This window comes from uncultured Sulfitobacter sp., assembly GCF_947500075.1.
GTDB lineage: Bacteria > Pseudomonadota > Alphaproteobacteria > Rhodobacterales > Rhodobacteraceae > Sulfitobacter.
Window position 1 is genome coordinate 455,998 of record NZ_CANMQS010000004.1, and the last position, 19,117, is coordinate 475,114.

Sequence of the window (19,117 nt, forward strand, 5' to 3'; positions counted from 1 at the left end):
TGCGATCTTTCACCGGAGCCGCTGAGGCATGATCCGGGCCAGCGATACGCCATTGGGCCCCATTGCCGGCACACCGGTACAATGACCTCGGGGCAACAGGGTTCACAGCAGCGGAGGGGATGGGCGCGGTACCTCCCGATTGTCGTCTGGGGCCGCGCTTATGATCGCGGGGCGGCGGTCAACGATCTGACGGCGGCGCTGATCGTGACGATCATGCTTATCCCGCAGTCACTGGCCTATGCGATGCTGGCAGGACTGCCCCCCGAAGCAGGGCTTTACGCCTCCATCGTGCCGATCCTGCTCTATAGCGTGTTTGGCACCAGTCGGTCGCTGGCCGTCGGCCCGGTCGCTGTCGTTTCCCTCATGACTGCCGCCGCAATTGGAGAGGTGACGCGCACAATTGATGTGGGGTACGCCACTGCCGCCTTGACCCTTGCGGGTCTGTCGGGCGGCATTCTGCTGGCCATGGGGGTGCTGAGGCTTGGGTTTGTGGCCAACTTCCTGTCCCATCCGGTGATATCGGGTTTTATCACAGCCTCCGGCATCCTGATCGCCGTGAGCCAGTTCAAACATATCATGGGCGTGGAGGCTGAGGGTCATACCCTCGTGGCGCTTTTGGCATCGCTCTGGACGCATCTGGATGCGGTGAACAGCCTGACCCTCGCGATTGGTCTGGCGGCAACGGCGTTTCTGTTCTGGGTGAGGACGGGGTTGAGGCCTGTGCTGATCCGCGCGGGGCTCAGGCCCGGTGCGGCGGATTTTCTGGCGAAAGCGGGTCCGGTGCTGGCCGTTGTGGCGACAACCCTTGCGGTCTGGCAATTCGATCTGGACGCAAGCGGCGTCAACATTGTCGGAGCGGTCCCGCAAAGCCTGCCGCCGCTGACATGGCCGGATCTGTCTCTGGACCTGATCGCGGCGCTGTTTGTGCCTGCTGTGCTGATCTCGATCATCGGGTTTGTTGAATCCATTTCCGTGGCGCAAACTCTTGCCACTAGGAAACGCCAGAGGATCGACCCGGATCAGGAGTTGATCGGTCTGGGGGCGGCCAATATTGGCGCGTCTTTGACGGGGGGATTTCCCGTCACCGGGGGTTTTTCAAGATCGGTGGTGAATTTCGATGCCGGTGCTGAGACGCCAGCGGCGGGGGCTTTCACCGCCGCAGGGCTTGGCATCGCAGCGCTGTACCTGACGCCACTCATCTATTTTCTGCCCAAAGCAACACTGGCCGCGACCATCATCGTTGCGGTGCTGTCTCTGGTCGATTTCCGGACCCTGCGGCACAGCTGGGCCTATTCCAAACGCGACTTTGGCGCGGTGGCCGCGACCATGGTGCTGACGCTCGCCTTCGGGGTCGAGATCGGCGTGACCTCCGGCGTGGTCCTGTCGATCCTGCTGTTCCTCTATGACACTTCGCGCCCACATGTGGCGGAGGTGGGGCAGGTCGCCGGCTCAGAACACTTCCGCAATATCCTGCGCCATGCCGTCAAAACGGACCCACAGGTCCTGACCTTGCGCATTGATCAAAGCCTCTATTTCGCCAACGCGCGGTTTCTGGAGGATTACATCTATGACCGTGTGGTCGAGGACAAGGGCCGCAGACACGTGGTGCTGATGTGTTCTGCGGTGAATGAGATCGATCTGAGCGCGCTTGAGACCTTGGAGTTGATCAACATCCGGCTCAAGGAGATCGGGATTGATCTGTCCCTGTCAGAAGTAAAGGGGCCGGTGATGGACAGGCTCAAGCAAAGCGCGTTTTTGGATCGGCTTACGGGGGAGGTATTCCTGTCCCAATTCGAAGCGTTCAAGGCGTTGTCCGGCATGGACTTGGACGTAGACCCCGAGGGCAATGTGGGCGCAATAGACCGCAGTATGGAAGGAAGTACAGCATGACTGTTAAGACCGTGGTTCGTGCATTTCTGTTCAGCGTTTTCTGGGCTGGTGGCACTTCCGCAGATGATTTTCACCAGACCTTCGAAGCGCGCTGCATGAAGTGCCATGGGCATTCGGGCGACTTTGCACGCAGGATGCTGACACTGAAGGATGGGAACGTCCTTGGCGGTGAGGAACAGCATCTGCGCCCTTTTCTGGAGCGACATCAGGGCGGTCTTTCAACCACCGAAATCGCGTTGTTCCTTGATACTTTCAAAACCCAACTGAGTTCGGAGAGTTTCTTCCAGGACAGGTGCTACACCTGTCACGGCAGGGCCTACACGTTCGTGCGGCTGAACCTGATCCAGCGGGACGGTGTTCTGATCGGGCGCTACACCGGTTTTGACACACAGCGTTTTCTGCTGGACCATGCCAGACTGACCGAAAGGGAAGCTGAGTGGATGTATGATCGCCTCAGCGCCATTTGGTTGGACTCCAGATAACCTGACGTCTGGCATGGGAATGGATGCGCCCCGGCGTCCTGAGCAGGGTCGCATCAAAGGGGTTTAGTGGCTCAGAAGAACCGGGAGCGCGGTCTGCTCGACCATTGACCGGGTGGTGCCGCCCAGAACGGTCTGCACCATGCGGGAATGGCCATAGGCACCCATCACGACCAGATCGGCGCCAAACTCCTGTGCGCGCTCCTGAATGCACTGGCCGACCTCACGCCCGCCGCTGGGAAACTGGGAAAGGGTGACAGTGCAGCCGTGATGGCTGAGCCATGCCGCAAGATCAGCACCGGGTTCCTGTCCATCCCGTTCGGATGTCATCACCGGGTCGATACAGCCGATCAGCACTTCCTTGGCCGCTTTCAGATGGGGCAGGGCGGCATGGGTGGCTGCGGCTGCGGCGTCGCTGCTGTCCCATGCGATGTAGATACGTTCGTTTGCATTGGCCAGCGATCCGTTGATGCGAAAGCCAATGGGGGAATGGAACAGAACACCGGACGCCGCTTCCCGCATGAATTCCGGTGTGTCGCGCAGGTTGGCGGCAAAGAACGCCTCATCACTGACCCGCGCCGCCCGTGCGACGTGGTGCTTGATGTCCTGCGTGACACACAGCGCTGACACGACAGCGCCCGATGTGTTGCTTTTGGCCAGCAGCCGTTCCACTGCGTTCACCCGGTCTTTCTGCGCGCTCTGCGCGTCGGCCACCAGTTCAGACCAATTGTCAGGGATGTTCATTCCCCCATAGGGCGGCACACCATAGGCATACATGGGCAGAATCGGTGCAAGCGCCAGAACAAGGCAGGTCAGATGGGTATCATCCCGTGCCGCCGCCTCTGCCGCATCGCTGATCTGGGCGTCGGGGGTGGCCGCGTTCATCACAAAGAGTATCGTCCGGCGGTTCATCGCAGTCTCCATTTGCTGAGCATTCACCCGGATAGCCGTCCGGGCCGTCTGCCAAGGATGTCACACCGCCCGGTTGGAGCAACTGATACAGATCAATCGCGACCCTCTGGCCGCGTGCCATTCTGCGCGAAACTGGAAGGCGCGGACCTCGGCAGATGGAATTCAAAAATTATTATGACGTGCTTGGCGTATCGCGCGGGGCGGATGCGGCAGAGATCAAGAAAGCCTTTCGCAAGCTGGCGCGGACCTATCACCCTGACATCAACACGGGCGCTGAAGCGGAGGCGAAGTTCAAGGATGTGAATGAAGCCTATGAGGTTCTCAAGGATCCCGAACGCCGCGCGGCCTATGACCAATTGGGCAAGGAGCCTCCGCAAGGGGGCGCGGGCTACAGCCCGCCGCCGGGGTGGGACAGCGGTTTTGCGTTCTCAGACAGCGGCGGGCACGACGATGCGGCATTCAGCGAGTTCTTTGAAACCCTGTTCCGGCGTGACCGCGCCCCGAGGGGCGGCATGGGGGCCGCGCGCGGGGCCGACAGCCATGGCCGGATCGAGGTCGCGGTGGAGGATGCCTTTACCGGCGCGACCCGGCAGCTGAGCCTCAGATCTCCCGTGGTCGGGCCTGACGGCACTGTCACGCTGAAGCACCGGACCATCGCTGTGACCATCCCGAAGGGCATTGGCGCAGGCCAGCATATCCGGTTGGCAGGGCAGGGGGAGCCGGGATTTGGTCAGGGACCTGCGGGTGATCTGTTTCTCGAAGTCAGCTTTGCCCCCCATCCGGTCTACCGCCCCGATGGCAGGGACCTGCATCTGGATCTGCCGATCGCCCCTTGGGAAGCTGCGTTGGGCGGGCATGTCGTGATGCCAACCCCCGGAGGCAAGGTGGATCTGCGCATCCCCAGGAACGCGCGGACCGGTCAGAAGATGCGGCTGAAGGGCAAGGGCCTGCCGGGAACGCCCGCAGGCGACATCTATGCCACACTCAAGATTGTGAACCCGAAAGTCGAAACCGCGCAAGCGCGCGCCTTTTTCGAGAAGATGTCAAAGGAGATGCCCTTTGACCCGCGCGCCCATCTGGGAGGATAGGAGATGAAAAAGACCAAACCGCACAGCACGGTTGTGACCGCCTTGTCCCTACAGGACCTGTGCCGCTTCTGTCAGGCGGATGAAGCCTGGGTGATGGAACTGGTGCAACACGGGGTGCTGGAACCCAAAGGCAACAGCGTGGAAAGTTGGCAGTTCATGGGCCGCAGCATCGTGCGCGCCAAGAAAGCGCGCCGCCTGAACCGTGATTTGGGCATCAACACCGCAGGTGTGGCGCTGGTGCTGGAACTGCTGGAAGAGCGGGACGCAGTGCTGAGGCGGCTGGCGCAATATGATGGGTTGAGCTGAATGGAGAGGAACGCCTCGACACGGTAAGTGCCAATCCGACCTGTGCCCCATCAAGGGGCCGGTTTCTGCCAGACCGCAAGATGGGCAGGCGCTGGAAAGGCCACCGCACCGTCCTCTGACGCAAAGCGCTGCAATCGGCTTTCCGCAGCGGCGACAAGGGCTTCGAAACCTGCGTCATCGATGTAGTCACTCAGCGTCCAGCCCCGCACGTCCAGCCGAACCCATTCCCGGATCGACGCAAACCGTGCGGTGCCCTGCACAGTCTGAATGTCCGCCTCTGCCAGCCCGCCGCCGTCCAGCACCCCGCGCAGTGTCTGCCTGTCACCCAGCACAAAGGGGGCCCGCAGCGCATCTGCGGCTTCGGACCCGAACATACTGTCAATCAGCGCGATCATCGCCGCATATCCGGGAGAGGTATCGGCATCATCCCACACGCTCAGGGCAAGCCGCCCCCCCGGACGCAGCACGCGGATCATCTCCCGCAATGCTTTTGACCTGTCATCAAAGAACATCAGGCCGAATTGGCACAGCACCCGGTCAAACGTCTCGTCGGCAAAAGGCAGCGCCTCTGCCGGTGCCTGGGTCCATGCGATGTCGGGCGCGCGGGACCGGGCAACATCCAGCATTCCCTCATTCAGGTCGAGCCCGACAACATGCCCTTGCTGCCCAACCCGCCGCGCCGCGTCGCGGGTCGTTGCCCCGGTCCCGCAGGCGACGTCAAGCACGGCATGCCCCGCGCCCACCTCTGCGGCCTCGCAAAGCGGCCCGGCCCATGCGCCAAAAAGTGCGGGGACAAAGAAATCATCATAGATTTCTGCGGCTGAGGCCGAAACCTGTCCGGTGTCTGCTGCTGCCTTGCTCATGGGTATCCTCCGTCTGTTCAATTGTGATCAGCCAGATCGTGACCCAAAAGCCATTGCCGGGTATAGTTCGAAATCTGTAGCGATACGGAGGAAGTCTAGTATGAAGTCCTACGGCCAGTTTTGCCCCGTCGCCAAAGCCGCAGAAGTCTTTTGCGAACGGTGGAATGCACTGATCGTCCGGGATCTGGCGGCCGGGCCGCGCCGGTTCTCTCAATTGCAGCGCGGCGTGCCGCTCATGTCCCCATCGTTGTTGTCCTCCCGGTTGAAGTGGCTGGTGGAGGAAGGGGTCATCGCGCGCCAGGATGTCGGAGACCGGCACCCGGCTTATGCGCTGACCGAAGCGGGGCAGGAGTTTGTCCCGCTGGTTGAGGCATTGGGCGTCTGGGGGCAACGCTGGACCCGCAGGGAACTCAAGGCGCATGAAGTTGATCTGGGACTGCTGGTCTGGAGCCTGGAAAGCGCATCCGACCCGAACGCATTTGCTGGCAAGCGCTGCCTTGTCCGGCTGGAACTGACCGACCAGACAGAGGCGAAACGGTGGTGGTGGTTTCTTAACCAGAAGGGCCGGTGCGAGCTGTGCCTCGAAGATCCGGGGGGCGAGGTGAACCTCTATCTGGCATCGACGCTTCGGGACGCAATCTACCTCATCCGGGGCGATATCACCCCGTCCCGCGCGATGGAGACCGACCGGGTCGAGGTGCTTGGCGACAATTGGGCGCGTGACGCCTTTGTCAAATGGCTCAATCTCAGCCCGGTCACCAAGGTTGGGTCACGTCGTTGTGCGGATTGATCACCCCGCTGGCGTATCCATGCTGACCCGCGTGCCCGTTGTCCCCTCAACCAATGCCATGCAATCCGCCAGCCTTCCGATGGCTGCAAAGCCACCTGTGGCGCGGGCAAAGTCGCAGGCGGCTTCAACCTTTGGCCCCATGGAGCCTGCGGGGAAGGTCTTTTCGCTCAGCGCCTGTGGTGTTGCGTGACGGATCACCTGCTGGTCCGGCGTGCCCCATCCATCAAAGACCCCTTCGACATCCGTCAGCATCAGGAAGGCATCGGCGTTCAACGCACGCGCCAGATGGCCGCTGGCGTGGTCCTTGTCGATCACCGCCTCAACGCCAACCATCATCCCGTCGGGTTTCTGCACAACCGGAATGCCGCCCCCGCCTGCGCAGATCACGATCACCCCCTGATCCAACAGCAGGTTGATCACGTCGATCTCCAGGATGCGCTGCGGCCGGGGGGAGGGGACCGTGCGGCGAAAATGCGCACCGTCCCGGCCAATCGTCCAGCCGCGCTCCGCGCTGAGCTGAACGGCTTCTTCTTCGGTATAGATCGGGCCGATGAACTTGGTCGGGGTCCGGAAGGCCGGATCGCGCGGATCCACTTCGATCTGGGTCAGCAGGGTCGCGTATTTCGCCGCAGGCACATAGGCGTTGTCCAGCTCCTGTTGCAGGACATAGCCGATCATGCCGTCCGTCTCTGCCCCCAGCACATCAAGCGGGAACGGTCCGCCCTGCAAGGCCAGATACCCCACTTGCGGACCGTTGCCGTGGGTGATCACCACCTCATGGCCCGCCTCCAGCAGGGTGGCGAGGGATTTGGCCGCAACGCGAATACTCGCGCGTTGACCCGCAGCGGTCAGGGCTTCGCCCCGTTTTGACAAGGCGTTTCCACCCAAAGCAACGACAATGCGCATTCAGGACCCCAAAGTTGCGACCAGAACGGCCTTGATGGTGTGCATCCGGTTCTCCGCCTGATCAAAGACAATGGAGGCGGGGCTTTCAAAAACCTCCTCCGTCACCTCCATCGCGTCCAGTCCAAACGTGTCGCGGATATGTGTGCCCACCTCTGTTTCGGTATTATGAAACGCGGGCAGGCAGTGCATGAACCGGGCATGCGGATTGCCGGTCATGGCCATGACATCGGCATTCACCTGATAGGGCATCAGCAGTTTGATCCGCTCGGCCCAGACGTTCTCCGGCTCTCCCATGGACACCCAGACATCGGTGTAGACAACATCACATGCGCTAACGCCCTGCTGCACGTCTTCGGTCAGCAGGATGCGCGCGCCGGTGGCTTTCGCTTCGGCAAGTGCCGCATGCACGATCTTCTTGTCCGGCCAGAGCGTTTTCGGGCCGCACAGCCGCACGTCCATGCCGAGTTTCGCCGCACCGATGAGCAGGCTGTCGCCCATGTTGTTGCCGACATCGCCCAGAAAGCAGAACGCGATCTGACCCAGTGGTTTGTCCACATGTTCGCGCATCGTCAGCACATCGGCGAGGATCTGCGTGGGATGAAATTCATCCGTCAGACCGTTGTAGACCGGCACGCCTGACCACGCGGCGAGGGTCTCCACGATCTGCTGACCAAAGCCACGGTATTCGATGGCGTCATAAACCCGGCCCAGCACGCGCGCGGTATCCTTGACGCTTTCCTTCTTGCCGATGTGACTGCCTGAGGGGCCCAGGTAGGTGACATGCGCGCCCTGATCATGGGCGGCGACTTCAAAGCCGATGCGTGTGCGGGTTGAATCCTTCTCGAAAATCAGGGCGATCTCCCGCCCTTTCAGGCTCTGTTGTTCGGTGCCTGCGTATTTGGCGGCCTTCAGATCAGCCGCGAGCTTCAGGAGGAACCTGATCTCTTGCGGGGTGAAGTCGCGCAGGGACAGGAAAGAGCGGTTCTTGAGGTTGTAGGACATCGGTTACTCCACCGGATCGCGTGAGATGGGGCAGGTCATGCAGTGCCCACCGCCGCGGCCGCGGCCCAGTTCCGCGCCCCGGATGGTGATCACCTCAATCCCTGCTTTGCGCAGCAGCGTGTTGGTATGAACGTTGCGGTCGTAGGCCAGCACCACACCGGGCTCCAACGCGACGACATTGTTGCCATCGTCCCATTGCTCCCGCTCCTGCTCAAAGGCATCGCCGCCAGTGCCGATGATGTGGAGGCTGTCGATTTTCAGCGCTTCCTGCACCACATCGAAGATGTGGCCGGGGTCCTCGACCACGCGCAGGGCCTGTTTATCATCGGGATAAAGGGAGTAGCATTTGATTTGATCAGCCACCTGCGTGAAGCTGGTGACAGTGTCCTGCGCGCAGAAGGAAAACACCGTATCAAGGTGCATCGCCGCGCGGGAGGCCGGCATCTGGCAGGCGACGACACGCGCCGCCACGCCCTGATCAAACAGGGAGACGGCCAATTGCCCCACGGCCTGCGGTGTCGTGCGTTCACCCATGCCCACCAGAACACAGCCGTGCCCGATGGGCATCACATCGCCGCCCTCAAGGGTCGCGGGGCCAAAGTCCTGATCGGGGTTGCCCCACCAGACCTTTGTCTTGCCTGCAAAGCGGGGATGGAACCGGTAGATGGCAGCGGCAATCAGCGTCTCCTGCTGGCGCGCGGGCCAGTGCATCGGGTTCAGCGTCACCCCTCCATAGATCCAGCACGAGGTATCGCGGGTGAAAATCAGGTTGGGCAAGGGCGGCAGCACAAACCCATCCGGCCCAAGGAACCGTCCAAACATGCTGTGCGGCGCAAAGGGCAGGTCCTGCACCGTGATGCCGCCTGTCACAAACCGGGTAAGCGCGGTGGAGGGCAGTTCATTCAGCCAGCCGCGCAGGTCCTCCATCATGCCAACACCAATGTGGTCTTCGGTGATCTTGCGGTCCAAAAGCCATGCGCGCGCCTCCGGCTGATCCAGAATTTCAGTCAGCAGGTCGTGCTGTTCCAGCACCTCCACCCCCCGGTCGCGCATCTTGTCGCAGAAGGCGAAGTGATCCTTGCGCGCCTCGTCAACCCAGAACACATCGTCAAACAGCAGCGCGTCGCAATTGCTGGGGGTCAGGCGCTCATGCGCCAGACCGGGGCGAGAGACCATAACGCTCCGCAGTTTCCCAACCTCAGAATGGACACCAAGGGGCGCGTTCATAGCATCACCGCCGCGCTGAGCAGCGCCATCGACATCACCGTCAGGATCAGCAGCAGCGGCCAGATGAACCGCAGCCAGGTGTTGTAAGGCACCCGTCCGATGGCCAGACCGCCGACAACCACCGCATAGGTGGGGGCCACCAGATTGGTGATCCCGATCGCGGTTTGAAAGGCGGTGACCGCAAGATCCCGGTCAACGCCTGCAAAGTCGGAAAGCGGTGCCATGATCGGCATGGACAATACCGCAAGGCCGGAGGTGGACGGGACCAGAAAGCTCATCAAGGCCTCGATCCCGAAAAGCGCGTTCACGAATGCAACCTGCGACATGCCGGTGATCCATCCCTCAAACGTGTGCAGAAAGGTGTCGGTGATGCGGCCCTGATCCATGATGATCACGATGCCCCGCGCCAACCCGATCACCAGTGCCACGCCCAGCAGATCACGCGCTCCTTCGACAAAGGCGTTGGTGAACACCTTCTCTCCCAGCCACCCAAGTGTGCCGATCAGGATGGAGGAGGTGAGGAACAGCGCCGACATTTCCGCCATCCACCATCCCTGGGACGAGACGCCCCAAACCATCACAACAAAGGTTGCTGCAAAGAGGATCAGGATCACAATCTGCATCGCCGTCAGATGCGCGCCCGCTTCCGGGGCGTGTTTTTGCAGGAAATGCGCTTCGTTCTCTTCCTTCAGCGCAGCCACCAGCGACCGGGTGGGGTCCAGCCGCACCCGTTCGGCGTAGCGCATCACAAAGGCGACGGCGGCCAGCCATGAAAGGCCCAGGATCACAAATCGCAGCGGCATGCCATCGGTAAAGGGGATGTCCGCGGCGTTTGACGCAATGGCCGTCGAAAACGGATTGATGGTGGAACCGATCACGCCAACACCGGCACCCAGCATGATGATCGCCACCCCGGTCAGTGCGTCATAGCCCGCCGCAATCATGATGGGGATCAGCAGCACGTAGAAGGCCAGCGTTTCCTCCGCCATACCGTAGGTCGTTCCGCCCGCCGCAAAAAGCGCCATCATGATCGGGATCATCCATTTCTCCCGCCCTTCGAGCCTGCGCATGGCCTGCGCCACCCCTGTGTTGATCGCACCGGTGGCCGTCACGACCCCCAGAAACCCCCCGACGATCAGCACAAAGAGAGAGACATCAATCGCATTGGCGCTATAGCTCGCAGGGTCATAGAACCCCGCAATGGGCGCCAGCATCACCTCGACAAACCCCTGCGGGGCGGCTTCGACCTGCGCATAGGTGCCGGGCACGGGAACATCCTTGCCCAGGGCGCTGTTGGGCGCGCGCTCATATTCGCCAGCGGGGATAATCCATGTCAAAGCGGCCATGACGATGACGAGGACAAACAGGATCGTATAGGCGGTTGGAAACCAGCCCTGTTTCGGGGCTGGCTCGGGTGATCCGTATTGCGGTGGCAGTACCATCGGTCAGCCCTCCTGCTGTCAGATTGCTCTGCGCTGGATCATGGGCGGTCTTGCTCAGCGGCGATTGAGATTGGTCAATCGCAATGTCACTTTTTCAGCCGCTGCTTGTATTTTAGGTAGAGCCGTTTGTTCATCTGGATGAACTGCTCCAGACCCCGGCCCAGCACTCCTGCGGAATTGCGCCGCAGATAGAAATAGCCGGTCACGCTTGCCACCATCCCGCCAACCGCATTCACGATCAGGTCTCCCATGGTGTCATCCAACCCTGATTTCTGCATGTTCAGGCCAAAAAACACATCCATCGCAAATTCAAAAACCTCCCATGTCGCGCCCACCGTCATGGCGACACAGAAGCTGATGAAGGCAATCGCGGACGGCGGGGCCGCAAACCGGTCGCCTTCAAACAGCATGAAGACAAACAGGAACCCGATCAGCCCAAACCCCATAGCGGAAGAGCCATGAAGGGCCAGATCCCACCACCAGAGACGCTCATAGAAATCGAACGCCTCCCCCAGAAAGATCGAGGCGAAAAAGAACAATGTGGTGAACAGCAGGAATGGCAGGGGCAGGGCCAGTGACCAACGCGCAGCAAGCAGCGGCGGCACCAGGGACAGCGCCAGCGTAGCGATGCTGACAAAGGCAAGCGACCAGCGCGCAAGTCCAAGCGCCACCAGCCCTGTCGACAGCAGCAGTGCCCAGATCACCAACATGGTGATGCCGTTTTCCTTGATCAGTCTCATATCTGTTTTGCCGGTCGCGTGTTAAATTCCAGCGGTCCTGTCCCTATATAACAGGGATGAAGGATCACCAGATACGTATTGTCAGTTACAACGTGCGCAAGGCCCGCGGCCTTGATCAACAGCGCAAGCCAGAGCGGATCTTGAAGGTCATCAACGGGCTTGAGGCAGATATCGTCGTGCTTCAGGAAGCCGACAGGCGGCTTGGATCCCGCCGCCCCGCGCTGCCTCGGGCGATGATCGCGGAGGAGAGTGATTTTGAGCTGCTGGAACTGTCGGAAAACAAACTCAGTCTGGGATGGCACGGCAATGCGGTGTTGCTGCGCAGGGGCATTGCGGTTGACGACATACAAAGGCTCGACCTGCCGGGGCTGGAACCACGCGGCGCAGTGCGTGTGAAGCTGAACATCGGCGCCGGGCTGACAGTGGTGGGGGCGCATCTGGGTCTGATGCGCCGTGACCGCCGCGCGCAGTTTGACGTATTGAACGCGGCAACAGCCAAAGACGCACATTGCGTGATCGCGGGCGATTTCAACGAATGGTCGCACCGAAAGGGCACGGAGCCGTTGCAGGAACGGTTCGACATTCACAGCCCCGGCCAATCGTTTCACGCCAGACGGCCCGTTGCGGCCCTTGACCGGTTTGCGCTGTCCTTTGGTCTGGACCTGCGGGACGCAGGGGTTGAGCAGGGCGCAGTGGCGCGCGTGGCGTCAGACCATCTGCCAATCTGGTCCGACATCGCGGTGCCCGCCGCTACTTGCTGAACAGCACCGGAAAACGCTGGTCGCGCAGCAGCGCGTAGGTGGTCGCGCCAATCACGAAGTCATAGGCCAGCGAATGGCCAAAGGCCCCCGTAACAATCAGGTCAGCGCCCTTTTCAAAAGCCACCTCATTGAGAACATCCGCAATGCTGTCGCCCATGGGATCGCGGTGCTCCAGCGTGGGTTTGAGACCATGGCGGGCGAACATCTCAACCATATCAATGGCATCAGCGTCCTTGAAGGCATCCTGACCGCTGCTGCCGACGCGCAGCACCGTCAATTCGGTTCCTTCCGAGGCGATGCTCAGCATGTCATGGGCGGCGCGGGCGGCTTCGCGGGTATCGCTCCAGCCCAGCAGGATGTTATTGCCGATTTCCGGGCCGTCGTAGTCCAGCGGCACAACAACAACAGGGCGCCCGCTTTCGCGGATCACCTGTGACTGTGCATGGCGTTGGTCATACCGGTCGCTGTTCTTGTCCTCATGCGCCATGATCACCAGGTCCGCCGCACGCGCGCTTTCGATCATACGCTCCGAGGCGGATTGCGCCTCTGCCTTGACCAGACGGAATTCGCTGACGAAATCCTCCTGCGCAGTGTGATCTGTGAACACCGCCTTGATGGCTTCGGATTCCTGTTTCTGGCTTTCGTTAAAGGCGGCAAAGGCCGGTTCGGGAATGTGCATCGCGATACCGGGATAGACGACAAGCGCCTCAACCGTGTGCAGCCCGATCAGATGCGCCCCGTGCTTTCGCGCCAGCGGGACCGCAACCCTGAGCAATGTTGCGGCATGTTCGGGTGTGGTCAGACAAACCAGAATGGTCTTGGGTGCCATGGTCGTATTCCTTCAACTGCTATCCTTGCGGGGCACCCGGAGGTGCCCCGGCGCAGGTCAGCCTTTCTTGATGCTGATTTTCTGCACGTCTTCTTTGGCCGTAGCGGGCTTTGTGATCTTCAGTTTCAGAATTCCATCGTCAAACTGTGCATCAACGGCCCCTTCCTCTGGCGCAAAGCCAAGAGGGATCTGACGGCGGAAACTGCCGTAGCGGCGTTCAATCAGATGATAGTCGTCTTCCTTTTCCTCGTGATCCGCGCTCTTCTCACCTTTGAGGATCAGGGTCTTACCCGAAATCGTGATGTCCAGATCGTCCTCTTTGACACCCGGCACTTCCGCGCTGACCTCAAACACATCGTCGTTTTCGCGGACGTCTATGGCGGGAAAGGCAGCACCTGAGAAAACCGATTGCGCGTCATCGTCCAACAAAGGGAAGCCGGATTTGAATTGATCCAGCAGACGGTTCATCTCTCTCTGGAAGGAAGGAAAGAAGGCGCTTTCCCCTCCGTTACCTTGGCGTGGCGTAAGCGAGTGGCGTGACATCTGAAGTCTCCTTTCTGAACAGCTGACACCAATGCGTGTCTTCTGCTGCCTAGCAAATCACTGGGGGTTCGGATTGATCCCGATCAATCGAATGCGCGCGGTTTGGCGTAGGTCAGCCCCCAACAGGAATTGTTCAGGAAAGGGGACCGTGATGCCCATTCTACCCAAGATCATTGCCGTTTTGATATGTTGCGGCGTTGCCCAGGCATCCTTTGCGGACACGGTTTCCGCGCAAAACGGGGACGATACCTTCTTTGCCGGCGCGCAGGTTAATCAGGCGGTGAATACCAGCGGGGACACGTTCATCTCTGCCCGGTCCGCGAAAGTGAGCGGTGCGTCGCAGGGGGATCTGCATGTCTCGGGGTTTGATGTCTCGGTCAGTGCGGATGCAAATGAAGATCTCTATGCGGCAGGGGCGAGTGTGGTCATCCGTGGCTCTGTCGGAGAGGATCTGACCGCCGCTGCCTTTTCCCTGCGGACAGAGAGCACCTCGCGGACGCAAGGCAATGCCCGTCTGATGGCCAACTCGGTCACGGTGGAGGGACCTGTCGGCGGCGCACTTTCGGTGATGGGGCGCGATGTCATCCTGAACGCCGAAATCAATGGAGATGTGCGTGTGCTTGCCCAGACCCTGTCATTCGGGCCGGACGCAGTTGTCAATGGCACCCTGACCTATAGCACGGAAGAGAAGATGTCTGTGCCCACGCGCGTGGCAGCCGCGAACCGGGTCGAATTCGAGAAATTCTCCGGTGGGCGTGTCTGGGAAGAGTGGCAGAACGTTGGTGAGGACATGCCGGTCTTTCCAACCTTTGCCTCCATGTTTTTCGGTTTTCTCATCTCCCTGTTTTTCTTTCTGGTTCTGGGCGCGATCATGCTGGCCTTCATGCCCAAACGGTTGCGCCGTATGCGGCGCAGCATTGCTGAGGCGCCCGGCCAGACCCTTATTCTTGGGGTGATCGGCCTGTCGATGTTGATTGGCATGGTGCCGATCACGGCGATGACCATTGTCGGGCTGCCATTTGTCTTGATTGTCATATTGGCAATCGTGGTTGCCTGGACGCTTGGCTACGCCTTGGGCGCCTACAGCGTTGCAATGCGCGTCTGGACGGGGCTGGGCGGCGCGGATGACCCCAGCAATGGCATCCGCCTGATGGTGCTTGCAGCGGCAATCACTTGCGTTGCACTGCTGAACTTCATCCCGTTTGTCGGGTGGGTGGTGAACTACGCCCTTGTTCTGCTGGGCATCGGCGCAATGACCCGCGCGGTTTTTCAGTCGTTGATCGGCAGCCCCGACGTGGTCCTCGACGTTGATATGAAACCCATTGAAGACTGACCCTGAAGAAGGAGAAACAAGATGTCTGCACAAGGTCTCGAAGTGATCGATCACAGCGTACATCTGGCCCACGAATGGATCGGAGAGCTTGCGGATCGGTTGGGCTATGTCTCAAGACGCAGCGCCTTGCGTCTGTTGCGTGTGGTGCTCCACCGCATCCGCGATCACTTGCAGCCTGATGAGCTTGCGCAATTGTCGGCGCAACTGCCGATCCTGATCCGGGGGTTCTTCTTTGAAGGCTGGGTACCCAAGAAGACACCGATCAAGGAACGCAGCGCGGCTGATTTCCTTGCCTTTGTCGCAAGTCATATGGGCCAGAACGAAGAATACCGTGGCCGCGATGACATCAAATGCGTCTTTGATCTGCTGAACGGGCGGCTGAGCCGGGGAGAGGTGGAAGATGTGCGCGCCAGCCTGCCGGAACAACTGCGTGACATGTGGCCCGCTCCATAGGGTCTGTTGACATTCATCACAGTTCACCAGCGCGAGACGGATTTCGCCTTCAGTGAGCTGATTTGACCGCAGCGATGCGGGCCATCGGTAGGGCAAATCTGCGACGCTGGGGGCAAAATCTGCCGCGCCGCGAAGCGGTTTCGCCGAAATTGCCCAGGGCGTCGTCACGCGAGCTTGAAATAACCCGTTATTGCTGCGCTCCCGTTCCTAGACCTGAGCAATTTTGGACTGAAACTGGTGAATTGTGATGAATGTCAACAGACCCTGGGAACGTAGACGGGACCGCGCAGGGTAATCGCGGCCCCGCCACAAACGGCGGCCCCCTTTAGTCGCCGTCGCCCAGGGACAGGCTCAGCAACGCTGTGGGGCGCCGAATGATAATCGTATGAATATTGTCGATGGCAATCACATTGCTCTTGCGCAATTGCGTGAAGGTCCGGCTGACGGTTTCGGTTGTCAGGCCAAGAAAGTCAGCAATGTCAGAGCGGCTCATGGGTAGGCTCACCTGCATGTAGCCGCCCACCTCTTCGCCCACCCGTTCGGTCAGGACGCAAAGAAACGACGCCAGCTTCTCGCAAGCCGACTTGCGCCCAAGCATCATGAAATGGTCCTGCATTGCGCTGATCTCCCGCAAGGCGGATTGCAACAGCGCCGCGTGCAGTTCTGCATCGCCCTCTCCGTTCTCCAGAGCGGCCCGGCGGAAGGGCTGTAGCCGTGCGTCCGTCAGGGCTTCGCAATCGGTGTGATGCAAGCCATTGGCAGGAAAGCCGACAATGTCACCGGGATAGGCAAAGGCAATCACCTGTCGGCGGCCATCCGCCAGCAACCGGGTCAGCCGCAGCACACCCACCATCACTTGATACAGCCATTCGACCTCATCCCCTTCGAAATAGAGGTAAGAGCCTGGTTTTAAACGGGCTTCAGCCGTTTTGGTCATGACGCTCTTTAGGGGTGTAATCGGGTTGGAGCGGCGGTGATCTGTTGGTATTGTCACATACATTCGGCTGGCCTCCAATTGCTGGGAGAGGCTATTGTGGCTCCGGAACGTAACCCGTGTTGTTACAGATTTGCGCGCTCTTGTATCATTTTGTATCGCTTCTTTTCATCGCCCCGGATTTGATACAAATCGCTACCACAGGTTGTTGGCTGAATGGCAGGACAGGAAGGTATGAAACACCAATCAATCCTCGTCGTCGATGATGATCCCAAGATCCGCAGCCTGCTGCGGAACGTTCTTGAGGATGATGGATTTGCCGTGCTTGAGGCTGAAACCGTGGTAGGCGTCCTTGATGCCCTTGCGGCATCACCGATCAGCCTGATCACACTGGATGTGCACCTGGGGTCTGAAAACGGTATTGACCTGGCACGCCAGATCAGAAGCACCTCTGCCGTTCCGATTGTCATGGTGTCCGGCAAGGATGACGTCATTGACCGGGTGGTGGGCCTCGAAGTGGGGGCGGATGACTACATCACCAAACCCTTCCACGTCCGCGAGGTGCTGGCGCGGATCAGAAGCGTGCTGCGCCGCGCCGATGGGGCATCTCTTGACCCCAAGCAGAGGGATCGCACGCGCCCTGCGGACGCAACAGATGGGGAAAGCGCGCATTTCTGTTTTGATGGCATGACCGCGATCCCCGATCAGATGGAACTGATCGACCGCGCAGGCGTCAGCTGCGCGCTGACAAGCGGTGATTTCAAACTACTGGATGTGTTTCTGAAGCGCCCGAAACGTGTTCTCTCACGGGATCAGCTGATGAACATGACCGGCGGCATGGAATGGAGCCCGCTGGACCGGACCATCGATAATCAGGTCGCCCGGCTTCGAAAGAAGATTGAACGCGACCCCGCAGACCCCAAGCTGATCAAGACCGTGCGCGGCGTGGGCTATACCTTTGCCTGCGAGGTGCAGGTGCTTTAGGGGCCGGGCGCCTCTGCCAGCAGTGCAGAAAGGCGTTTCACAAGCTCTGCCTGACGGTAAGGTTTGTGCAGGATATCAAAGGGTTGCCCATGCGACATTGATCCGGTGACAACATCGCTCGCATAGCCGGACGTCAACAGAACCTTCAGCTTCGGAAACTCTCTGTGAACGAGTTCGGCAAGGTCATAGCCGTTCAGCCGCCCCGGCATCACCAGATCGGAAAAGACAACATCCGCCTCAGCGCCGTCCTTGAGCATCTGATAGGCCTGATCGCCACTTTCCGCCTCCAATGTCTCAAATCCAAGATCGCGTATCCGCTCGATAGAGAGTTTGCGCACGATCGGGTTGTCTTCGACGATCAGGATGACTTCGCCATTGCCCAGCGGTGTGTTCCTGGCAGCATCGGCGGGGGCTGTGCCGGGATCATCCTGTCCACCTGCCTGCAGATGGGCGGGGAAGTACAGGCCGAAGCTGGTGCCCAGACCAAGCTCGCTATAGAGGGTCACATGCCCGCCGGACTGACGCACAAAGCCATAGACCATGGCCAACCCCAGCCCCGTGCCGCCGCTCTTTGCCTTGGTGGTGAAAAACGGCTCAAACGCGCGGCGCTGTGCCTCAAGGCTCATCCCGGCACCATCATCGCTGACCGACAGGCGGACGTAGCGGCCCGGCGTGATGTCTGTCTCCTGCGCCATATAGGTGTCATCAATCGTGACATTGGCGATGGAAACCAACAGCTCTCCCCCGGTGCCCATGGCGTCGCGGGCGTTCAGCGCTAGGTTCATCAGCGTAGACTGGAACTGCGAAGGATCAATCATCACAGGATCAACGTCTGACGCGAAATCCGTCTTGATGCGAAAGCTCGAGCCCAGCGTGCGGCCCAGCAGTTTCAGCGTATCCACGCAAAGATCGCGTAAATCCGCGCTCACTGGTTTGAGGTCGCTGCGGCGGGCAAAGACCATCAGGCGGCTGGTCAGGTCAGCCCCCAGTTCCGCCGACCCAAGCGCGTCCTGTATAAGCGGCAGTTGCCGATCATCGGCACCGCGCATTTCAAGCAGTTCCAGATTGCCAATGATGACAGTCAGCAGGTTGTTGAAATCATGCGCAATCCCGCCAGTCATCTGCCCAATCGCATCCATCCGTTGCGACCGCGCAAGGGCCTGTTCGGTTGTTCTGCGCTGTGTCAGATCGTGGAGGATCGCCACATAGGCCTGAATGCCGTCTGCCTGCGTCTTTCCAACGGACAAGTGCAGGGGCAGGAGCGTGCCGTCTTTCCGTCGGCCTTCCACGTCCCTGCCGGTTCCGTTGCGCCCCGCGCCTGACGGATGATCCGCCGTCTCAAACGATTGAAAGAGCTGCGGTGCGCCGGGGATCAGCGTGCTGATGTCCTGCCCCAGCAGTTGACCGGTTCCAGCCTGAAAGAAACGTTCCGCAACGACATTGCTGCGCAAGATCTTGCCTGCGTCATCTGACACAATCACAGCGTCTGACGTCGCTTTCATAACGGCGTCCAGAATGGCGCTGTCCGCTGGGATGTCCGTCATGCGCATGTCCTCCTGTGTTCAGCCTGCCAAATGGTGCACCGCAAGTGCAAGGGGCGATTGATTTGCATCAACGGTGGGCTGGCCCAATCTG

20 protein-coding genes are annotated in these 19,117 nt (G+C 60.2%); 9 read left to right on the forward strand and 11 right to left on the reverse strand.

The annotated features are described in order from the left end of the window. Positions 1-81: 81 nt before the first annotated feature. A complete protein-coding gene (locus tag Q1A91_RS15115; protein ID WP_299879066.1) occupies positions 82-1,890 on the forward strand; it encodes a SulP family inorganic anion transporter in 1,809 nt (602 codons plus the stop codon). Beyond that, a complete protein-coding gene (locus Q1A91_RS15120) occupies positions 1,887-2,372 on the forward strand; it encodes a hypothetical protein (RefSeq protein ID WP_299879069.1) in 486 nt (161 codons plus the stop codon). Before Q1A91_RS15115 ends, Q1A91_RS15120 begins: the two co-directional genes overlap by 4 nt. A 63-nt stretch (positions 2,373-2,435) precedes the next feature. On the opposite strand, the gene Q1A91_RS15125 is transcribed toward Q1A91_RS15120, so the two are convergent. Further along, positions 2,436-3,281, reverse strand: a complete 846-nt coding sequence (locus Q1A91_RS15125; RefSeq protein WP_299879072.1) for a universal stress protein — start codon at positions 3,279-3,281, stop codon at positions 2,436-2,438. 155 nt (positions 3,282-3,436) lie between these two features. Here Q1A91_RS15125 and Q1A91_RS15130 point away from each other — a divergent pair, with 155 nt between their 5' ends. Both Q1A91_RS15130 and Q1A91_RS15135 read left to right on the forward strand, forming a co-directional pair. Then, positions 3,437-4,369, forward strand: a complete 933-nt coding sequence (locus Q1A91_RS15130) for a DnaJ C-terminal domain-containing protein (RefSeq protein ID WP_299879075.1) — start codon at positions 3,437-3,439, stop codon at positions 4,367-4,369. 3 nt (positions 4,370-4,372) lie between these two features. Continuing rightward, the gene (locus tag Q1A91_RS15135; RefSeq protein ID WP_299879078.1) at positions 4,373-4,675 is read left to right on the forward strand and encodes a chaperone modulator CbpM; all 303 of its coding nucleotides are present in this window, start codon (positions 4,373-4,375) and stop codon (positions 4,673-4,675) included. Positions 4,676-4,725: 50 nt separating this feature from the next. Here the strand turns inward: Q1A91_RS15135 and Q1A91_RS15140 are convergent, their stop codons facing one another. Beyond that, positions 4,726-5,538, reverse strand: coding sequence for a methyltransferase domain-containing protein (locus Q1A91_RS15140; protein WP_299879081.1), 813 nt, complete (start codon positions 5,536-5,538; stop codon positions 4,726-4,728). A gap of 100 nt (positions 5,539-5,638) precedes the next feature. On the opposite strand from Q1A91_RS15140, the gene Q1A91_RS15145 reads away from it, so the two are divergent. Then, positions 5,639-6,328 (forward strand): helix-turn-helix domain-containing protein, encoded by a 690-nt coding sequence (locus Q1A91_RS15145; protein WP_299879085.1) that lies wholly within the window; start codon positions 5,639-5,641, stop codon positions 6,326-6,328. Here the strand turns inward: Q1A91_RS15145 and arcC are convergent, their stop codons facing one another. From arcC to Q1A91_RS15170, 5 genes are all read right to left on the reverse strand, one after another. Next, positions 6,329-7,234: a carbamate kinase gene (gene arcC / locus Q1A91_RS15150; RefSeq protein WP_299879088.1), complete on the reverse strand. Its 906-nt coding sequence runs from the start codon at positions 7,232-7,234 to the stop codon at positions 6,329-6,331. Next, positions 7,235-8,236 (reverse strand): ornithine carbamoyltransferase, encoded by a 1,002-nt coding sequence (argF, locus tag Q1A91_RS15155; protein WP_299879091.1) that lies wholly within the window; start codon positions 8,234-8,236, stop codon positions 7,235-7,237. Positions 8,237-8,239: 3 nt separating this feature from the next. Further along, positions 8,240-9,463, reverse strand: a complete 1,224-nt coding sequence (arcA, locus tag Q1A91_RS15160; protein WP_299879093.1) for an arginine deiminase — start codon at positions 9,461-9,463, stop codon at positions 8,240-8,242. Next, positions 9,460-10,905 carry a YfcC family protein gene (locus tag Q1A91_RS15165; RefSeq protein WP_299879095.1) on the reverse strand — a complete coding sequence of 482 codons (1,446 nt, stop codon included), beginning with the start codon at positions 10,903-10,905 and terminating at the stop codon, positions 9,460-9,462. Before Q1A91_RS15165 ends, arcA begins: the two co-directional genes overlap by 4 nt. An 86-nt stretch (positions 10,906-10,991) precedes the next feature. Further along, entirely contained in the window at positions 10,992-11,645 is a 654-nt protein-coding gene (locus tag Q1A91_RS15170) for a hypothetical protein (protein WP_299879098.1), read from the reverse strand. A 92-nt stretch (positions 11,646-11,737) separates the two neighbouring features. Here Q1A91_RS15170 and Q1A91_RS15175 point away from each other — a divergent pair, with 92 nt between their 5' ends. Further along, positions 11,738-12,406, forward strand: a complete 669-nt coding sequence (locus tag Q1A91_RS15175) for an endonuclease/exonuclease/phosphatase family protein (protein ID WP_299879101.1) — start codon at positions 11,738-11,740, stop codon at positions 12,404-12,406. On the opposite strand, the gene Q1A91_RS15180 is transcribed toward Q1A91_RS15175, so the two are convergent. Both Q1A91_RS15180 and Q1A91_RS15185 read right to left on the reverse strand, forming a co-directional pair. Then, positions 12,396-13,235: a universal stress protein gene (locus Q1A91_RS15180; protein ID WP_299879104.1), complete on the reverse strand. Its 840-nt coding sequence runs from the start codon at positions 13,233-13,235 to the stop codon at positions 12,396-12,398. The two genes, Q1A91_RS15175 and Q1A91_RS15180, sit on opposite strands and share 11 nt — an antisense overlap. Before the next feature lie 57 nt (positions 13,236-13,292). Further along, positions 13,293-13,778, reverse strand: a complete 486-nt coding sequence (locus Q1A91_RS15185; protein WP_299879107.1) for an Hsp20/alpha crystallin family protein — start codon at positions 13,776-13,778, stop codon at positions 13,293-13,295. A 151-nt stretch (positions 13,779-13,929) separates the two neighbouring features. On the opposite strand from Q1A91_RS15185, the gene Q1A91_RS15190 reads away from it, so the two are divergent. Together Q1A91_RS15190 and Q1A91_RS15195 are read left to right on the forward strand one after the other, a co-directional pair. Next, positions 13,930-15,111, forward strand: coding sequence for a hypothetical protein (locus Q1A91_RS15190; RefSeq protein WP_299879110.1), 1,182 nt, complete (start codon positions 13,930-13,932; stop codon positions 15,109-15,111). Between the two features lie 21 nt (positions 15,112-15,132). Further along, complete coding sequence (locus tag Q1A91_RS15195) at positions 15,133-15,564, forward strand: DUF2267 domain-containing protein (protein WP_299879113.1); 432 nt, start codon at positions 15,133-15,135, stop codon at positions 15,562-15,564. A 325-nt stretch (positions 15,565-15,889) separates the two neighbouring features. Here the strand turns inward: Q1A91_RS15195 and Q1A91_RS15200 are convergent, their stop codons facing one another. Continuing rightward, entirely contained in the window at positions 15,890-16,501 is a 612-nt protein-coding gene (locus Q1A91_RS15200; protein WP_299879116.1) for a helix-turn-helix domain-containing protein, read from the reverse strand. A gap of 231 nt (positions 16,502-16,732) precedes the next feature. On the opposite strand from Q1A91_RS15200, the gene Q1A91_RS15205 reads away from it, so the two are divergent. Further along, positions 16,733-17,482, forward strand: a complete 750-nt coding sequence (locus tag Q1A91_RS15205; RefSeq protein WP_299879119.1) for a response regulator — start codon at positions 16,733-16,735, stop codon at positions 17,480-17,482. Here the strand turns inward: Q1A91_RS15205 and Q1A91_RS15210 are convergent. Next, positions 17,479-19,026: an ATP-binding protein gene (locus tag Q1A91_RS15210; RefSeq protein WP_299879122.1), complete on the reverse strand. Its 1,548-nt coding sequence runs from the start codon at positions 19,024-19,026 to the stop codon at positions 17,479-17,481. The two genes, Q1A91_RS15205 and Q1A91_RS15210, sit on opposite strands and share 4 nt — an antisense overlap. Between the last annotated feature and the right edge of the window lie 91 nt (positions 19,027-19,117).

Excerpts from the sequence above, each read along its gene's own strand:
- Q1A91_RS15145 (WP_299879085.1), top strand. The coding sequence starts at position 5,639 with ATGAAGTCCTACGGCCAGTTTTGCCCCGTCGCCAAAGCCGCAGAAGTC.
- Q1A91_RS15185 (WP_299879107.1), bottom strand. The coding sequence starts at position 13,778 with ATGTCACGCCACTCGCTTACGCCACGCCAAGGTAACGGAGGGGAAAGC.
- Q1A91_RS15115 (WP_299879066.1), top strand. The coding sequence starts at position 82 with ATGACCTCGGGGCAACAGGGTTCACAGCAGCGGAGGGGATGGGCGCGG.
- Q1A91_RS15180 (WP_299879104.1), bottom strand. The coding sequence starts at position 13,235 with ATGGCACCCAAGACCATTCTGGTTTGTCTGACCACACCCGAACATGCC.
- Q1A91_RS15135 (WP_299879078.1), top strand. The coding sequence starts at position 4,373 with ATGAAAAAGACCAAACCGCACAGCACGGTTGTGACCGCCTTGTCCCTA.
- Q1A91_RS15205 (WP_299879119.1), top strand. The coding sequence starts at position 16,733 with ATGAAACACCAATCAATCCTCGTCGTCGATGATGATCCCAAGATCCGC.
- Q1A91_RS15200 (WP_299879116.1), bottom strand. The coding sequence starts at position 16,501 with ATGACCAAAACGGCTGAAGCCCGTTTAAAACCAGGCTCTTACCTCTAT.
- Q1A91_RS15120 (WP_299879069.1), top strand. The coding sequence starts at position 1,887 with ATGACTGTTAAGACCGTGGTTCGTGCATTTCTGTTCAGCGTTTTCTGG.
- arcC (WP_299879088.1), bottom strand. The coding sequence starts at position 7,234 with ATGCGCATTGTCGTTGCTTTGGGTGGAAACGCCTTGTCAAAACGGGGC.
- Q1A91_RS15165 (WP_299879095.1), bottom strand. The coding sequence starts at position 10,905 with ATGGTACTGCCACCGCAATACGGATCACCCGAGCCAGCCCCGAAACAG.
- argF (WP_299879091.1), bottom strand. The coding sequence starts at position 8,236 with ATGTCCTACAACCTCAAGAACCGCTCTTTCCTGTCCCTGCGCGACTTC.
- Q1A91_RS15190 (WP_299879110.1), top strand. The coding sequence starts at position 13,930 with ATGCCCATTCTACCCAAGATCATTGCCGTTTTGATATGTTGCGGCGTT.
- Q1A91_RS15210 (WP_299879122.1), bottom strand. The coding sequence starts at position 19,026 with ATGACGGACATCCCAGCGGACAGCGCCATTCTGGACGCCGTTATGAAA.
- Q1A91_RS15170 (WP_299879098.1), bottom strand. The coding sequence starts at position 11,645 with ATGAGACTGATCAAGGAAAACGGCATCACCATGTTGGTGATCTGGGCA.
- Q1A91_RS15195 (WP_299879113.1), top strand. The coding sequence starts at position 15,133 with ATGTCTGCACAAGGTCTCGAAGTGATCGATCACAGCGTACATCTGGCC.
- arcA (WP_299879093.1), bottom strand. The coding sequence starts at position 9,463 with ATGAACGCGCCCCTTGGTGTCCATTCTGAGGTTGGGAAACTGCGGAGC.
- Q1A91_RS15140 (WP_299879081.1), bottom strand. The coding sequence starts at position 5,538 with ATGAGCAAGGCAGCAGCAGACACCGGACAGGTTTCGGCCTCAGCCGCA.
- Q1A91_RS15130 (WP_299879075.1), top strand. The coding sequence starts at position 3,437 with ATGGAATTCAAAAATTATTATGACGTGCTTGGCGTATCGCGCGGGGCG.
- Q1A91_RS15125 (WP_299879072.1), bottom strand. The coding sequence starts at position 3,281 with ATGAACCGCCGGACGATACTCTTTGTGATGAACGCGGCCACCCCCGAC.